14 protein-coding genes are annotated in these 16,572 nt (G+C 62.8%); 2 read left to right on the plus strand and 12 right to left on the minus strand.

Features of this window, described 5'->3' with window-relative positions; translation table 11 throughout:
* Positions 1–60 precede the first annotated feature (60 nt).
* From tatC to J2Y48_RS19305, 10 genes are all read right to left on the minus strand, one after another.
* Positions 61–903, minus strand: a complete 843-nt coding sequence (tatC, locus tag J2Y48_RS19260) for a twin-arginine translocase subunit TatC (RefSeq protein WP_310421195.1) — start codon at positions 901–903, stop codon at positions 61–63.
* Positions 900–1,637: a Sec-independent protein translocase protein TatB gene (gene tatB, locus J2Y48_RS19265; RefSeq protein ID WP_310421197.1), complete on the minus strand. Its 738-nt coding sequence runs from the start codon at positions 1,635–1,637 to the stop codon at positions 900–902. Before tatB ends, tatC begins: the two co-directional genes overlap by 4 nt.
* Before the next feature lie 45 nt (positions 1,638–1,682).
* Positions 1,683–1,874, minus strand: coding sequence for a twin-arginine translocase TatA/TatE family subunit (locus J2Y48_RS19270; protein WP_310421199.1), 192 nt, complete (start codon positions 1,872–1,874; stop codon positions 1,683–1,685).
* Between the two features lie 37 nt (positions 1,875–1,911).
* Positions 1,912–2,979, minus strand: coding sequence for an ABC transporter ATP-binding protein (locus tag J2Y48_RS19275; protein ID WP_310421201.1), 1,068 nt, complete (start codon positions 2,977–2,979; stop codon positions 1,912–1,914).
* Positions 2,980–3,118: 139 nt separating this feature from the next.
* Positions 3,119–3,784: an SMC-Scp complex subunit ScpB gene (gene scpB, locus J2Y48_RS19280; RefSeq protein ID WP_310421275.1), complete on the minus strand. Its 666-nt coding sequence runs from the start codon at positions 3,782–3,784 to the stop codon at positions 3,119–3,121.
* A gap of 46 nt (positions 3,785–3,830) precedes the next feature.
* On the minus strand, positions 3,831–4,637 hold the full coding sequence (locus J2Y48_RS19285) for a ScpA family protein (protein WP_310421203.1): 807 nt from the start codon (positions 4,635–4,637) through the stop codon (positions 3,831–3,833).
* A gap of 91 nt (positions 4,638–4,728) precedes the next feature.
* The gene (nagZ, locus tag J2Y48_RS19290) at positions 4,729–5,748 is read right to left on the minus strand and encodes a beta-N-acetylhexosaminidase (RefSeq protein WP_310421205.1); all 1,020 of its coding nucleotides are present in this window, start codon (positions 5,746–5,748) and stop codon (positions 4,729–4,731) included.
* A gap of 130 nt (positions 5,749–5,878) precedes the next feature.
* Positions 5,879–9,226 (minus strand): SPOR domain-containing protein, encoded by a 3,348-nt coding sequence (locus J2Y48_RS19295; RefSeq protein WP_310421207.1) that lies wholly within the window; start codon positions 9,224–9,226, stop codon positions 5,879–5,881.
* A 60-nt stretch (positions 9,227–9,286) separates the two neighbouring features.
* Positions 9,287–11,047, minus strand: a complete 1,761-nt coding sequence (gene argS / locus J2Y48_RS19300) for an arginine--tRNA ligase (protein WP_310421209.1) — start codon at positions 11,045–11,047, stop codon at positions 9,287–9,289.
* 66 nt (positions 11,048–11,113) lie between these two features.
* A complete protein-coding gene (locus tag J2Y48_RS19305; RefSeq protein ID WP_310421211.1) occupies positions 11,114–12,331 on the minus strand; it encodes a deoxyguanosinetriphosphate triphosphohydrolase in 1,218 nt (405 codons plus the stop codon).
* Positions 12,332–12,543: 212 nt separating this feature from the next.
* On the opposite strand from J2Y48_RS19305, the gene erpA reads away from it, so the two are divergent.
* Entirely contained in the window at positions 12,544–12,876 is a 333-nt protein-coding gene (gene erpA, locus J2Y48_RS19310; protein ID WP_310421214.1) for an iron-sulfur cluster insertion protein ErpA, read from the plus strand.
* A 59-nt stretch (positions 12,877–12,935) separates the two neighbouring features.
* Positions 12,936–13,718, plus strand: coding sequence for an exodeoxyribonuclease III (gene xth / locus J2Y48_RS19315; RefSeq protein ID WP_310421277.1), 783 nt, complete (start codon positions 12,936–12,938; stop codon positions 13,716–13,718).
* A 57-nt stretch (positions 13,719–13,775) separates the two neighbouring features.
* Here the strand turns inward: xth and exoR are convergent, their stop codons facing one another.
* Together exoR and J2Y48_RS19325 are read right to left on the minus strand one after the other, a co-directional pair.
* A complete protein-coding gene (gene exoR, locus J2Y48_RS19320; protein ID WP_310421216.1) occupies positions 13,776–14,579 on the minus strand; it encodes an exopolysaccharide production regulator ExoR in 804 nt (267 codons plus the stop codon).
* Between the two features lie 452 nt (positions 14,580–15,031).
* On the minus strand, positions 15,032–16,354 hold the full coding sequence (locus J2Y48_RS19325; protein WP_310421218.1) for an OmpP1/FadL family transporter: 1,323 nt from the start codon (positions 16,352–16,354) through the stop codon (positions 15,032–15,034).
* Positions 16,355–16,572 lie beyond the last annotated feature (218 nt).

Consider the following 16,572-nt stretch of genomic DNA (forward strand, 5'->3'; position numbering starts at 1 on the left):
CAGGCGTAATAGGGTTGCGGCCCCTCCGCCCGGCAGCGTCCGCTTGCGCCAGCTATCGTGTCAAGCCTTGTCGGCTTCCTGCGATGCCGGCACGTCCGCCGCATCCTTTTCGGAGTCCGAATCCTGGGCGGCGCTCGCCCGCTGCCGTTCGATGAGTCGGGCCGTATAGATGCCAATCTCGTAGAGAAGGATGGTCGGTAGCGCAAGGCCGATCTGGGAGATTGGATCCGGCGGTGTAAGAACCGCCGCGGCAATGAAGGCGATCACGATCGCGTACTTGCGCTTGTCGACCAGCGACTGCGAGGTGATGAAGCCGGCGCGCACCAGGAGCGACGATACCACCGGCAACTGGAACACCAGGCCGAAGGCGAAGATCAGCGTCATGATCAGGCTGAGATACTCGGACACCTTCGGCAGAAGCTGGATCGAGACCTGCCCCTCACCGCCGCCCTGCTCCATCGACAGGAAGAACCACATCACCATTGGGGTGAAGAAGAAATAGACGAGCGCGGCGCCGATCAGGAACAGGATCGGCGAGGCGATCAGGAACGGCAAAAACGCGGCGCGCTCGTTCTTGTAGAGACCGGGCGCAACGAACTTATAGATCTGCTGGGCGATGATCGGAAAGGCGATCACCAGTGCGCTGAACATCGCCACCTTGATCTGGGTGAAGAAGAATTCCTGCGGCGCAGTGTAGATCAACTCGATATTGCGATGCGTCAGCCCGGCCCATTCGACCGACCACTTGAACGGCAGTACGAGCAGGTTGAACAGCCCCTTGGCGAAATAGAAGCAGACGAGAAACGCGACGAAAAACGCGCCGACGGCCCACATCAGCCTCCGCCGCAGTTCGATCAGGTGCTCGATCAGCGGCTGGGGCTTGTCCTCATAATCGCCGCTCATGCCTGATCCTTCTTGGGCTTGCGTGTCGTGGCCTTCTTGGCGGCTTCGCCGGCGGCCTTGCGCGCCGGCTTGGCAACCTTGTCCGCGGCCTTGGCGGCGCTGGCGGACTTCGCGGGCGCTTTCGCACTCGAAGGCTTCCGTGCCGGCTTCTGCTCCGGCTCCTTGGCCTCTGCCGCCGGCGCCGGCTTTGTGGTTGCCGGCCTTTTCGCCGTTGCGGCTTGTTCGATCGCCTTCGCGGTCGCCTCAACCGGATTGATCGGAGCCGATTTCACCGGTTGAACCGGGGCCGCCGCCACAGGCGAAGCAACGGTTGCCGACGCTGCCGCCCCGGCGGCCGGCGCACCTGCACCGTTTTCGGTGACGGCAGGTTGAGCCTCGCCGGGCGCCTCCGTCGAGAGCGAAGAAGCGGCAGTCGATTCCATCTGACCGACGCTCGTCGCCTTCTGCAGGTCCGACTTGATCTCGTCGCCCACCTGGCGAAGCGGATTGACCGCGTCCCGGATGGCGTTCATCGGGTTCAGCTTCTGTGCGTCGTCGATCGTCTTTCGGACGTCGTCGAGATCCGCTTCCCGCAGTGCCTCGTCGAACTGCTGGCGAAACTCACCCGCCATGCTGCGCAACTTGGTGACCATGCTGCCGAACGTCCTGAGCATCTGTGGCAGGTCCTTCGGACCCACCACGATTATCAGGACGATCGCAATGACAAGAATTTCGGTCCAGCCGACTTCAAGCATAAGAACATTTCCTCAGACCGCTGCGACCGCCGCGGCCATGGCCGGTCACTTGGTTTCGTCGGCCTTGTGCTCGACAGTCTTGGCCTTGTCGGCGGCTTCCTCGTCCGACATGCCTTTCTTGAAGTTCTTGATGCCCTTGGCGACGTCACCCATCAATTCCGGAATCTTGCCGCGGCCAAACAACAGCAGCACCACTGCCAGAACGATCAGCCAATGCCAGATGCTGAAAGAACCCATTCCCGTACTCCTTTAGAATTCCATCGATGTAAGACGTTCAGCCGTCTTTTTCAAATACTAGTATATCTCGCTCGTTAGCGGAAAGCTTGACCTCGCGCAATCCAAACGGAAGTTGGCCGGCACGAATACGGGCGCGAACCGGTTGATCCGTGCCTGGAACCGCCAGTTCCAACAGCTCGACGACCCCGAGGAAGCGCCGAGACAGCACGCGCGCCGGAACCGCGCCATCCGACTGCGACACCGCGACGCCCGAAAGCCGCACCGCGATGCGCACTTTCGCACCGTCCGGAAGCGGACCGGCCGCAACATTTCCCAACGGTGTCTCCACCTTTCCCGCCTGAACAGACCCGCGAAAGATGTTGATCTCGGAAAAGAACCCGGCAGCAAAAAGGTCCGCGGGCTTGAGATAAAGTTCCTCGGCTGTTCCGACCTGCACGAGCTTCCCGTCGCGCAGCAGCGCGATGCGGTCAGCCATCCGCATCGCCTCCTCTGCGTCATGGGTGACGACGATCGCGGTTGCACGGGAATGGCGCAGGATCGCCAGCGTATCGGCACGAATGGAGTCCTTCAGCCGCGAATCGAGCCCAGAGAACGGCTCGTCCATCAACAGCACCGACGGGCGCGGGGCGAGTGCGCGGGCAAGGGCGACGCGCTGCTGCTCGCCGCCGGAAAGCGCGTGGGGAAATTTGTCGGCGTAGTGCGCAAGCCCCACGCGCTCGAGCGCCAGATGCGCCTCGGCCACGGCTTCCTTCTTCGGCAGGGCTGTCAGCCCGAAGCGGACGTTGTCCAGCACCGACATGTGCGGAAAAAGCGCGAAATCCTGAAACATCAGGCCGACACCGCGACGTTCCGGTGGCAGGAAGACCTTGGGACCGGCAATCTCCTGATCGTTCAGGAGCACGCGCCCGCCCTGCTGCGCCTCGATTCCAGCAGCGATTCGCAACAGCGTCGTCTTGCCGGAGCCGGACGGGCCGAGCAGGCACAGGACCTCTCCCGGCTGCGCCGACATCGTAATGCCGCGGATCGTCTCCTTGCCGTGATAGCTGTGGTGAATGTTCTCGAAGGATAGCTTTGCGGCAAAGGTGACCGCCGATGCGGTTCGCATTGCGCTCCCGTTCAACTCAGACGAACCTGAAGCCATGCCTTGCCAATCCCTGCCTTCACGCTTGAGCGCAGGGAGGCCCCTGTCGCTCCTGCCCTTCGTCCGAAAAGCGCAGGCAATTCAGGACGACGATAAGCTTCCGCTATTCGTCTTCTTTTCCGCCCGGTGTCAAGAGGCCAAGCTCCTCCAGATCCAGCGATGTGATCGGATCCTCGTCCTCGGCGAGTTCATCCTCGCCGAGCGGCAATGGTATCTGGAAGTTCGAGGGGATGCGGCCGGACAGGAGGCCGGCCCCTTTCAATTCCTCCAGGCCCGGCAGATCTCGAAGCTCCTCCAGTCCGAAGTGATCGAGAAAGTCCTTGGTGGTTCCGAACGTTACGGGGCGGCCAGGCGTGCGCCGGCGACCGCGAAAGCGAACCCAGCCAGCCTCGAGCAGCACGTCGAGCGTCCCCTTCGACGTCTGCACGCCACGGATGTCTTCGATTTCCGCGCGCGTCACCGGTTGGTGATAGGCGATGATGGAAAGCACCTCGAGGGCCGCACGCGACAATTTGCGTACCTCACCCTCTTCGCTGCGCACGACAAAGGAGAGGTCCGCCGCGGTGCGGAATGCCCAATGATCGCCAACCTGAACGAGATTGACACCGCGTCCCGCGTACAGCGTCTGCAACTGCCGCATCACATGGCCGACGTCGACGCCGACCGGCAGGCGATCGGCGATGTATCCTTCGGCCACCGGGCCGGCGGAGGCGAAAACCAGGGCTTCGGCAATGCGGGCGGCCTCGTGCAGGCGACGGGGATCGACGATCGTCGCGCTATCGGACGCACTGGCCTTGCTTTCGACGTCGCTCGCCTCAGACACGGTCGTTATCCTCAGCGCTGCCTGTGCGCGGCGGCACGCCACGGCGCAGATAAATCGGCTGGAACGCACCTTCCTGCCGGATTTCGAGGTGTCCCTCGCGCACCATTTCGAGAGAGGCGGCAAAGGCGCTGGCGATCGCCGTCTTGCGCTCGGAAGGGTCCGTCATGTAGCGCAGCAGGAAATGGTCGAGGGCCGTCCAGTCATCGATCTCGCCGATCAGCCGATGCAGGATCTCGCGCGCATCGGCCAGCGACCAGACATTGCGCTTTTCGATCGTGACCTGGGTAATGGCGTGGCGCTGGCGGAGCGAGGCATAGGCGCTGAGCAAGTCATAAAGCGAGGCGTCGAAGGCCGACCTGCGCTGGGTCGGAATGTGCTCCGGTGCACCGCGCGCGAAAAAATCGCGGCCAAGCCGGTTACGGTTGATCAGCCGTGTCGCCGCGTCGCGCATCGCCTCCAGCCGCTTGAGGCGGAACGCCAGCGTCGCCGCCATCTCCTCGCCCGTCGGGCCTCCGTCCTTGGGAGCCTGCGGAATGAGGAGCCGCGACTTGAGATAGGCAAGCCAGGCCGCCATGACGAGGTAGTCGGCGGCCAGCTCAATGCGGATGCGTTGGGCGCGATCGATGAAATGGAGGTACTGTTCCACGAGCGCGAGGATGGAGATGCGCGCGAGATCCACCTTCTGGGTCCGGGCGAGGTGCAACAGCAGATCCAGCGGCCCTTCGAAGCCGGCGATGTCGACGACGAGCCCCTCTTCGTGCAGTCCACGACCGTCGTCGTCCTGCCACAGCTCTTCCATCGGCGCACTGTCCGATCCTTGAAGTTTCTGCGGCTTGAACCTCGATCCGTACACCTGTGCTCCTAGCGCACGCTTGCCTGACCGCGCAGCCTCAGGCGATCGCGATCAGGGCATTGAATTCCTCTCGCAGCGCCTGTTCGTCCGCGCCGTCGGCCTGCGGGAAAGCGGCCGTGACAGCGTCAGCCCGCTGCCGGCCTTTTCCTACCAGCGGCGGCACATTCTCCGCAACTGCAATCATTTCTTCCATGATGCCGTGGCAGTGCAGCACCAAGTCGAGACCGGCCGCGACGATCCCGCGCGCCCGCGCCGCGATATCGCCACGAAGGGCGTTCATCGACACGTCGTCGGACATCAGCAGTCCGTCAAAACCAATATGGCCACGGATGATGTCGCGAACGACCTTCGGCGAAGTCGTCGCCGGATTGTCCCGGTCGATTTCCGTGAAGACGATATGAGCCGACATGGCCATCAGTTCGTCCTTCATGCGCCGGAAGGGAACGAAATCGACTGCCTCAAGCTCCTTAATCGGCGCGTTCACCACCGGCAGATCGTGATGGGAATCGACCATGGTGCGGCCATGTCCGGGCATGTGTTTCATCACCGGCAGCAGGCCGCCCGCTTTCAGGCCCTCGGACGCCGCCTTCCCCATCACTGAGACGATCTCCGGTTCCTGCCCGTAGGCGCGGTTGCCGATGACGTCGTGCACCCCGGGGACCGCTACATCCAGCACCGGCAGGCAATCCACGTTGACGCCGAGGCGCGAGAGGTCGAAAGCGAACAGGCGCGACATCAGCCAGGCGGCGCGAAGCCCCTTTTCCTCGTCCTGCCGATAGATGGCCCCGAGTGCCGCAGCGTTCGGATACTGCGGAACATATGGCGGCTTCACGCGCTGAACCCGACCGCCTTCCTGATCGATCAGCACGGGAATGCGCGCGTCACCGCCGATGGTATCGCGCAGCGCGGCCGTCAGATCGGCAACCTGCGACGGCTCGCCGATATTGCGGCCGAACAGAATGAAGCCCCAGGGGCGTTCGTCCCTGAAGAATGCTTTTTCGTCATCGGTGAGGGTGAGCCCCTTGCAACCGGAAATGAAGGATTTTGATTCGCTCATGGGGTCGAATCATACGGGGCCTGACGCGAAAGGCGAGAGTGGTCACGGCTCTTTCACAAAAAAGCATGCCGCAAACGCAGAAGTGGCGCGGGATGACCGCGCCACTTGTCGATATGCCTTGTAGGTCAGCTTACCGCGTCACGAGGCAGCTGCCGCCTGCACTCTTGTACTTGGCACAAAGCGCATTGGCCTCTTCGCGCGACCCCGCCGGAATTCGGACGCGGAAGTAGGTTCCCTTGTTCGGGATATCGGCCTGCTTGATGTCCACGCCGCGACCGCCGATGACGCCGGAGAATTTCGCAGAAAGGCTGTTGTAAGACTTCTGCGCTTCCTCTGCCGACGGCAACGAAGCGATCTGGATGACATAGCCACCCGGATTGGCGGCGGCGGCCGGTGCCTGTTCAACGGCCGGCTGCTGAGCTGCGTCCGACGCGAGTGCCGCGGTCTCGGTGGGGTTGGCATCGGCCACGCGCCCGCGCTCGGTCACCGTTCCGACGACATTGACGGGCTGATCGGCCGGCCGGGTGACGGGGACGGCCACCTTTCCAGCCGCCTGTTCGCCGCCGGCCGAAGCCGTTGCATCGGCAGCAGCGCCGAGGGTTGTCGTCCGTACGACACGAACCGGCGCGCTGTCCGTAACTGCGGCGTCGGCGGCATCTTGCAGCGCGCGCGCGTTTTCATCCAAAGCTGCGGCGGCTTCGCCGGTACGCTCGGCCCGCAGTCCGGCCTCAGCCGTTGCCGAAGCGACGGCGGACGCAGGCGCGGTGGATGAACCTGCATTCGCATTGGTCCCGGCGCCCTCGACAGCATTATCAGCGGAAGCGAGCGCGCTTTCCGGTGCCGAGACGGGCTCCTCGCGGGCAACGAGCGTTCCGTCGGGCTTGACGATCATCGTGCGGACCTTGCGCGGCGAAACGACCGGCGATCTGTCGTCGTGCCTGCCGGGCTCCCCTGCGGTATCGTCGACGCCAGGCAACAGACGCTCGTCCACGGCGGTTGCATCGTCGGCCGGCATCTCGTCTTCCGGTCCGTCGAAGGGCAGCGATTCCGGCGCCAATGTGCGTTGGACAACGTCCACCGGCTCTTCGGTCGAGGTGACGAGCTGCTCCTGCTGCGGCCTCGCTTCGGACGATCCGGCAACGCGATCATAGACGGCCTTGTCCTGGTTCGGCACCGTCTTCCCGCCCTTTTCTTCGGGCACGATCTTCACCGGCTCTTTGTCAGCCATAATGACGCGCGGTTCTCCACCACCGGTTCCGATCGCGCCCGAACCAGCCATGAAGGCATAAACACCTGCACCACCAAGGACGACCACGGCCGCCGCGGCGGCAACCAGCAGCCCCCTGCCGCGACGCACCGGTTCGTCATAACCATCGCCGACAAAATCGCCGTCGACCTGTTGCGCATCGAGCGGGATGGCGTGGCGCTCCGGCTGGGAGAGCGAGCGGCGCAGATCCTCCTCCAAGGCCTTGTCGAACTCGTCGGTCTCGACGGATCCTGCTTTCGCCGCGGTCGCGGCGGGCGCGGCAGTGCCGGCCCGCTCGCCATCGCGAGCCTCCCCGGCCCCGGGATTTGCGAACAGCTGTGCCATTTCGGCATCGATGTCGAAATCGAATTCCGGCGGATGAACCGGCGGCTTTTCCTTTTCGATTGCCGGCAACTGCGGCACATCCAACTCGGCGACGGGCGCGACGCCGGTATCGGTGTCGGCGATCAGCGACGGATCGAACGGCAAGACGCCATCATTGTCGAGCGGCTCGGGCGCATTTGCCACTGCAGTTTCGACCGGCAATGCAGGCTCGAAGCGCGCCTGTGCAACCTGACGTGAAAGCGGCTGTGCCGGCACGCCCGCAACGTCCACCGTTCCGGTTAGGGGAACGGATACCGAAACGGGCGCCGGTTGCGGCGCCAATTGCGCAGCCGCGGGCTTCGCCTCATCCCCCAGCACGAGCTCGGCAGGATCCAGGTTGAACTCAACGTCGGAGAAATCGATCTCGAAATTCGCGAAGGCGTCGTCGACTGCAGCTTCGGCAGCGTCGCGATCGCCCACCGGCTCCGCCGGCTGCTGCACTGCATAGCGAGGCGCCGCAACTTCCGGCAGCGACTGGACAGCCACGACAGCCGGAGGCACCGCCGGCGCAACCGCCTGGGCCGGTGCAACCGGTGTCGGCGCGGCCGGCAGCGGCTGTGCCGCAGCACTGGCCTGCTGCCGATCGAGCGCAATCGGGGTGGCGCGGCCGAACTTGATGCTCGAAAAGCCGTCCAGCGTTCCAGGGCGCGGGCGCGACGTCTCCAACGGGGTCGTAACCGGTGTACGGCTCTCCGGCACAGGGAAGCGTTCGACCTCGGCCAGCAGTTCATCGAGCTCGTAGCCATTTTCCGCGCGCGCGGCAGGTGCAACCTCGTAGGACGGCTCGGGCTCGAACGTTTCGATTGTTTCCGCTGCGGATGTAGCCAGCGCATCCTCGGCGACAGCCAAAGGAGCATCGACCTGCTGTTCGGGCAGCCAAGCAGGCACGAAATCGACCGAACCAACCTCGACCGGGAGCTCCGCAGCCGCGAAATGCGCCCCATCGCCGCCTTCCGGACCTACCGGCATCAGCTCCGAATAGGCAGGCGGCGGCAAATCCGCGTCCGCACGATCGGACGCGTTCCCCGTGAAAAGTGATTCGATGATTGAGCCGCTCACCGCACCGACGTTCGCGTCGTCGGCAACCAGGCCGGCCGCGGCTGCGTCATAGGATCGGGCCGCTTCCGGCAGGCGCGGTGTATCGGCATGATGCGTCTGCGCCGCAACGTGCGAGACTTCCGTTGTTTCGGCGAACGCATCCCCGAGCGACAGTTCCAGCTCACGATCAAGGTCGAGCGGAGCCGGTTCGACGGCTGCGTCAGAAAACTCGGCGGGCTGCAACCCGAGGAACACGGGCTCATTTGTTGGCGACGCATCGTGAGCGAGCACAGGCACAGGCGTTGCTGGCACAGGCGTTGCGACAGGCCACCATTCGACATCCGAAGCCGACAGATCCGGCACCGGCTCCGCCGTACCGGGGTTGTCGGCTGCGACACCGTGCGGCCCTTCGTCAGGCGGCAACGTGCCAGCGGCCGGCAGCGGATCGAACTGATCGGGCATCGGCAACTGGGTTGCCTCATCGGAATGAAGCCCGGAATGCGCAACAACCGTGTCCGACAGGTCGGCTACGGCCGGGACGCCGTCGCCGGACAAATCGATCGCGACATCGCGATCGACATCGGCAACTGGGTCAAGCGGCGGAGCGTCGTAGCGCGCAAACTCGCGGAGCAACTCGCCTTCCAGATCGAAGGCGGGCTCCTGCAAGGGTTCCGGCGGCACGGGGCGCGCCGCCGTCGGCACATTGCGTGGCTCGTAGCCGACAATGCGTGCGAGCTCCGCCAATGGATCATCGTCCGACAGAACGTCGATGTCGGCGGCTCCGCTACGCGCAAGATTTTTGTCTGCCATACTGCTCCACTCGCAAGCTACAAAACGCGTTTGCCAGCTTAATGTGGGCAAATGGTGACACTACCGCATCTCGTCCGGCGCGGCAGTGCCCGTAATGGCAAGGCCCGACTTTAGAACAGATGCGACGGCATACACCAGCCCGAGTCTGGCTATACTCAATTCTCGGTTTTTATCATTAACAAAACGTAAGTCGGGCTGATCTTTGCCCTTGTTCCAGTGCGCATGGAATGCACTTGCGAGATCATAAAGATAAAACGCAATCCGGTGCGGCTCGTGGGCCGATGCCGCCGCCTCGACCGCACGCGGATACTCTGCGAGTTTGGCAAGCAACTGCAGTTCCGTGGGATCAACGATCTTGTCCTTCACCGCCGAAGCGAGATCAAGACCATCGAAGTCGACGTCCGGGAAGGCTTCCGCCGCCTGCCGGAAGACCGACATGCAGCGCGCGTGCGCATACTGCACGTAGAAGACCGGATTGTCCTTCGACTGCTCGGTAACCTTGGCGAAGTCGAAATCGAGCGGCTCGGAGCTCTTGCGATAAAGCATCATGAAGCGCACCGAATCACGGCCCACCTCCTCGACGACCTCGCGCAGCGTGACGAAGTCGCCCGAGCGCTTCGACATCTTCACCGGCTCGCCGTTGCGATAAAGCTTGACGAGCTGGCACAGCAGAACCGTCAGCTTCGCCTTGCCCTCGGAGATGGCGCGGCAGACGGCTTCAAGCCGCTTGACATAGCCGCCGTGATCGGCGCCGAGGACGTAGATCATCTCATCGAAGCCGCGGTCGAACTTGTCCTTGAAATAGGCGACGTCGGCGGCGAAGTAGGTGTAGCTGCCGTCGGACTTGATCAGCGGCCGGTCGATGTCGTCGCCGACTTCCGTGGAGCGGAACAGGGTCTGCTCACGGTCTTCCCAATCCTCCGGCAACTGGCCCTTCGGCGGCGGCAGCACACCCTTGTAGACATGCCCCTTGAAGGTCAGGTCGTTGATCGCCGTCCGAATCGATGCGCCGCCATTGGCGTGCAGCGTGCGCTCGGAGAAGAAAACGTCATGGGAGACGTTCAGCGCCAGCAGATCCTCACGGATCATCGCCATCATCGCGTCGATGGTGCGGTCCTTGACGATCGGCAGCCATTTTTCCTCCGGCATCAGCCGGAGACTCGAGCCGAACTCGGCCGCCAGCGCCTCGCCGACCGGGACGAGATAGTCGCCGGGGTACAAGCCAGCCGGGATCTCGCCGATGTTCTCGCCGAGCGCCTCGCGATAGCGCAGGAACGCCGACCGGGCGAGGACGTCGACCTGCGAGCCGGCGTCGTTGATGTAATACTCTTTCGTTACGCCATAGCCGGCGAAAGCCAGAAGATTGGCAAGCGCATCGCCAACGACGGCGCCGCGGCAATGACCGACATGCATGGGACCCGTCGGGTTGGCCGAAACATACTCGACATTGATCCTGCGCCCCGAGCCCATCTGGCTGCGGCCGAACCCCGTGCCCTGGCGGATGATGTCGGCGAGCACCTTCTGCCAATAGCCGACCGACAGGCGGACGTTGATGAAGCCGGGACCGGCCACCGAGACCTCGGCCACTTCCGGGTCCTCGCGCAGCTTGCCGACGATCAGTTCAGCCAGCGCGCGCGGATTGGTGCCAAGCGCCTTGGCCAGCACCATCGCGGCGTTCGTCGCCACGTCACCATGGCTGGCATCGCGCGGCGGCTCGACACCGACTCGAGAGAAATCGACCTCGGCGCGCTTCTCGCGCACGACATCAAGTCCTTCCAGTACGTCTTTGATTCTGGTCTCGAAATCGACAAAGAGGTTCATGTCATCCATCCGTGCGCCAAACCGCGCCACGCGCTCAAAGCGCTGATTTTCCGGTCGGCCGGGTGACTATCGCAATTCCGGGGTCCGGTCAAACAGCCGTTTGTGGGTATCGATTGCGTAATTGTCGGTCATGCCGGCCAGGTAATCGCCGACGTGGCGCGCCTTCGCCGCCTCGGGCATTTCCCGGATATGGTCCACCCAATAGTGGCCCTGCATCTGTTGCGGATCGTTCATGAACGCATGGAACAGGTCGGTGACGATGGTCGCGGCATTGGCGCGCACCCGCATTACCTCGGGATGACGGTAGATGCGGGAAAACAGCATCTTCTTGATCGCCTTGTCCGTCGCAGCAAACGAATCAGAAAAGGTCGCCATGACCCGCCCGGCCTGGCGCACGTCGTCTACACATTCCGGCCCGACCTCGCGCAGCGCAGCCTGCGCATAGCCGATCACGTCCTCGACCATGGCGGTGATCTGCCGGCGCATGATCTCGTGGGTGAAGCGGGATGGCTCCAGCCCCGGATAGAGACGCCGTACCTCCGTCATCAGCCCGACGAGGAACGGAACCTCCTCCAGCATCTCCAGCGTAAGATAGCCCGCACGAAGTCCGTCATCGATATCATGGGTGTTATAGGCAATATCGTCGGCAATGGCGGCAACCTGAGCCTCGAGGCTGGCGTAGCTGGCAAGTTCCAGATCGTGCAGGGCGCAATAGTCGAGGATCGGCTGAGGCACGGGGCCGCGGGTGCCCTCGCCTTGCGGCGTCAGCAACGGCCCGTTGTGCTTGACCAGCCCTTCGAGGCTTTCCCAGGTCAGGTTCAGCCCGTCGAACTCCGCGTAGCGCCGCTCCAGCTTGGTGACGATGCGCAGGGATTGCGCGTTGTGGTCAAAGCCCCCATAAGGCGCCAGAACCTCGTGCAGGGCGTCCTCGCCCGTGTGACCAAACGGGGTATGGCCGAAATCATGCACCAGCGCCACGCCCTCGGCGAGATCCTCGTCGAGCTTCAACGCGCGGGCAAGCGCGCGTGCGATCTGCGCCACCTCGATCGTATGGGTCAGTCGGGTGCGGTAATGGTCTCCGTCGGCGGCGATGAAGACCTGGGTCTTGTGTTTCAGCCGGCGAAACGCGGTCGTGTGGACGATCCTGTCGCGGTCCCGCTGAAAATCGGAGCGGGTCGGGCTCTGGCCCTCTTCAAAAAGCCGCCCGCGACTCGACCATGGATCGGCCGCATAGATTGCCCTCTGGCCTGCGCCGAACCCGAGGGCGTGTCTGTCCAGTGTCATAGCTCACCTGCTTCGGGCCGCCCATTGACGCGGCCCCGACGCCTTCATACCTATACTGTGCACAGCGTAAAGGCGCACTGCAAGAAGCATGCTTCTTTATATATGAGATCAATCACTTATCTCAGCGCACGCCGACGTGTGCAGCAGCCGATTGGCAAGGATCGGCAAAGAAATCGAATCTCGGCGGACCTTGACCCCGCCCGGAGGCCGCCATGAGCGACAAGAACGTCACCCTTTCGGACGCCGCAGCCAAACGAATTGCCGCCATTCTCGGCGCCGATTCCGCCAAGACGGCGATGCGCGTCTCGGTCGAAGGCGGCGGCTGCTCCGGCTTCTCCTACAAGTTCGATCTCGTGGACAGTTCCGAAGCGGACGATCTGGTTCTTGAGAAGGGCAGCGCGCGCGTGCTGATCGATCAACTCTCGCTCGTGTACATGGACGGCGCGGAAATCGACTTCGTCGACGATCTGATGGGCCAGTCGTTCCAGATCAAGAATCCCAATGCGGTCGCAAGCTGTGGCTGCGGCACCAGCTTTTCAATCTGACCGTTCGACGCTCCGCCGACATGATTACCCCAACCGATCGTCCAGAAAGACAGATGCCGATGAAGATCGCGACATGGAACATCAACGGCGTGCGCGCCCGTATCGACAATCTTCTCACCTGGCTCAAGGAATCGGCACCGGACATCGTTGCGCTGCAGGAAATCAAATGCCAGGACGACGCCTTTCCGCGCTTTGAGGTCGAGGCGCTCGGCTACCACGTCGAGACGCACGGCCAGAAGGGCTTCAACGGCGTCGCCCTTCTTTCGAAAATCCGCCCGGACGAGATCAATCGCGGACTACCGGGAGACGATGGCGACGAGCAATCGCGCTTCATCGAGGGGGTCTTTTCCCGCGATGGCGGTGTCATCCGCGTCTGCTCGATCTATCTGCCGAACGGCAACCCGCCCCAGGATCCGACGAAATACCCCTACAAGCTCGCCTGGATGGACCGGCTGGTGGCGTTCGCGCAGGACCGGCTGGCACTCGAGGAACCGATCGTGCTCGCCGGCGACTACAACGTCATTCCCGAACCCCACGATTGTTGGGACGTGAAGGTTTGGCAGGGCGATGCCCTCTACCTACCGCCCACGCGGCAAGCGTTCCGGCGGCTTGAGAACCTCGGTTACACCGATGCGGTGCGCGCATCGACCGACGAGACGCCGCTCTATACCTTCTGGGACTACCAGGCCGGCTGCTGGCAGAAAAACAAGGGCATCCGCATCGACCATCTGATGCTCTCGCCGGAGGCGTCCGATCGCCTTGTCTGCACCGCTGTGGAAAAGCACGTTCGCAACTGGGAAAAGCCGTCAGATCACGTGCCGGTCGTCGGGCATTTCGCCTGACGCGCCGATGCCGCGTCGAGCGAGGCGGCTGCCGGAGACCGGGACCGGACCTTAAATCTAATTGACGCCCTGCTTCATCTGCTGCGTCATTGAGACGGCTGCGCGGCGATCCTTTTCGCTGGCAAGCGAGAAGGCCTGCTCCTGCATCTCCTGCAGCCAGGAACAATCCTTCGGGGCACAATTGTCGAGGGCGGTGGTCATCATGGCCAGGCCGCGGGCCGACTGCCCTTCCTGGAAGATCAGATTGCCGAGCAGGCCCATGGCACCGGCATGGCCGTGCTTCTGGGCCCTGTTGAGCCACTTCTTGGCCTGATGGACGTTGGCTGTGCCGCCCTCTCCGGACAGGATCATGCGCGCCAGTTCGAACTGCGCCTCCGGAATGCCGAACGTCGACGCGGCCTGGAAATAGAGCTGTCGCGCCTGCCCCAGGTCGACCTTTACCGGCGTATCCGGGATGCCACGCCGATAGTAACCGGCAAGCGCGATGAGCGCATTCGCGAAAAAGCCGGTGTCGTCGGACCCGGGCTCCACGCCCTGGTTGGCAATCGCGCTGTACATCTTGAAGGCCTCGAGATCGTTCTCGGCCACGCCGTCGCCGTCGGCATACATGTTGGCGAGCGCCCAGCGCGACCCGGTGTGCCCCTTCTCGGCCGCATAGCGATAGGCTTCGATGGCATCTTCCTTGCGGCCTTCCTTGTAGGAAAAGAAGCCGAACTTGAAGAGGTCGAACGGCCGGCTCTCCTTGTTCACGCCCGATGCCGGATCGAAGGCGTGAGCGCCCGTCGCCGTCAGCCCGTTGCCCAAAGACAGACAGAGACCAAAGGCCAGACATTGTATCGAAAGTGACGCAGACTTGGACATGGCTACAACTATCTTCCGCCCTACCCCTTGCCGGAATGGATGCGGTTTTCCAAAGGGCAAACAGTGACTTGAAGAAGGCTACCCATGTCCCGAACGCGCGCCGGGGGACATGCCACTCGCCTTGCCGATGCACCGCACCATCCGCGTTCCTCCGGCAATCTTGTCAACAATGACCTTACCAATGGCACCACTCGGTTCATGGTTTCCTTCCGCGCCTTTCCAGCGCGCTCTCGGGCCTATCGCTGCTCCCCGTTTGTGGCGGGAAATGGACAGATCGGTCCGCCGTTACTGTCTAGCAAACTATCGCAAAGAATGTGTTGCCAAATCGGCACAGACACCGGAAGGCGAACCCGGCCTGCCGAGCAGCGTTCTTTTGCGACCTTGCCGCTGAGCATCGAATAAAAAAAAGGCCCGGGTATGACCCGGACCTCATCGCGGCAATGTACAGTGGATCAGAACTTGACCTTCAACTCGGCCGACAGGGCCGAGACCAAGTCGGTGCCGTACTCGTAGCTGGCAGTGGTCATGTTGGTCGGATTGGACTCGCCGCCGGTCAGGATGCCGAGGGCGCCGGCAAAACGCAGTTCGACGTTCTCAGTGGGCGTATAGGCCGTACCAAGCCCGACGGTCCAGCTGTCGGAATTCGATCCGGTCACGGTGCTCGTGCCGCGGTCCCAGGTCAGGCTCGCCCCGCCACTCCACTGTTCGTTGAACTTGTGGCCGACGCCGCCCGTCACGGTCCAGCCATCGCGATAGAAGAGGTCGAGGGCGGTCAGCGGCACACCAGTCGCATTGCCACAGAAGGCGGCACTGCCGTCGCAGGTGAATGCCACCGACTGCAGCAGGCTCCAGTTCGTCCATTTGACAGAACCGAAGGCCAGCCAGTCGGGCGCAACACCGGATTGCAGCTTCAGTTCCAGCGAATCCGGCAAGGTCGCTGAACCTATTACCGGGGTCTTCTGTCCAAATACACGCTCATAGACGGCCCGTTTGAGCAAGTTTGTTTCCAGCAAGGCCGTAGCCGCTGGAACACCGGTCAGGTTCAGCGTTCCACCAATGCTGTCATACTTGACCCTGCTGTTGTATACGAGGCTGGCGCGCATGGCATATTCAGGGATTTCGTAGCCGATCCCCAACCGCCATCCGCCGCTGCGATCCTCCATACCCTCGAGCCGGCCAAGCCCGCTGAAGCCAGAAAAGTCCAATCCTCCAAGCTCCGCCCCGAGCGCCGGCAGTATTTCCGGCGCGAACACGATAGCTTCCTTGTGGCCGCCGATCTCCTGGTAGAAGCCACCACCGATCACCCGGAACTGTCCCGGACCGGCATCGAACTTGTAGGAGCAGGTGCCGCCATAATTGCGACTGAACACCTCGATCTCGGTCATATCCTTGGCGCCGGTCCAAAAGCGCCCCGGATTGGCGTTGGCGCCCCATGGCTCCGAATAGTCGATCATGCAGTCGATTGAGTCGCCGATTGCCGCTTTCGCGCCGACATAAGGATCGACGTAGTTTTGAGCCCCGTCCGCGGAGGTCGAATAAGTGCCGATGTTGTTGAGATTGGTCGGATTTCCTGCCGGAACGCTATGATCCACCGCGTTTTTGAGCTCGCGGTTTGGCATGACATAGGTCACCGTGCCATCGAACACGTAGGGCGATTTCTCGAACAACAGGTCGACGTCATAGCCGTGACGTTCCAGGCCGCCTGCAAGTGCCGTGCTAGACAGGGCGAATGCCGCAAGCCCAATCGCGCCTGACGTCAGTGTATTTCTGTGCATGAAAGTCCCCTTGCATCACCGCGCCGGCCAGGTCCCCGAAACCGTTGCAGTGGCCGGACTATCGGAAAGTGCGCGCGGATTTGCAAACGGGCGAATTGCGCAAGTCGCCCTGAGGAGACGAACTGAATTGCGTAAGCTCTTCCCACCGCAGCCGGAATTGCACTGCCGTAGAAATTTATTCGCCTACCCTCAGCGCAATGCCCCGAACTGAGGTATTC

Source organism: Mycoplana sp. BE70 (assembly GCF_031455855.1).
Taxonomy (GTDB): domain Bacteria; phylum Pseudomonadota; class Alphaproteobacteria; order Rhizobiales; family Rhizobiaceae; genus Mycoplana.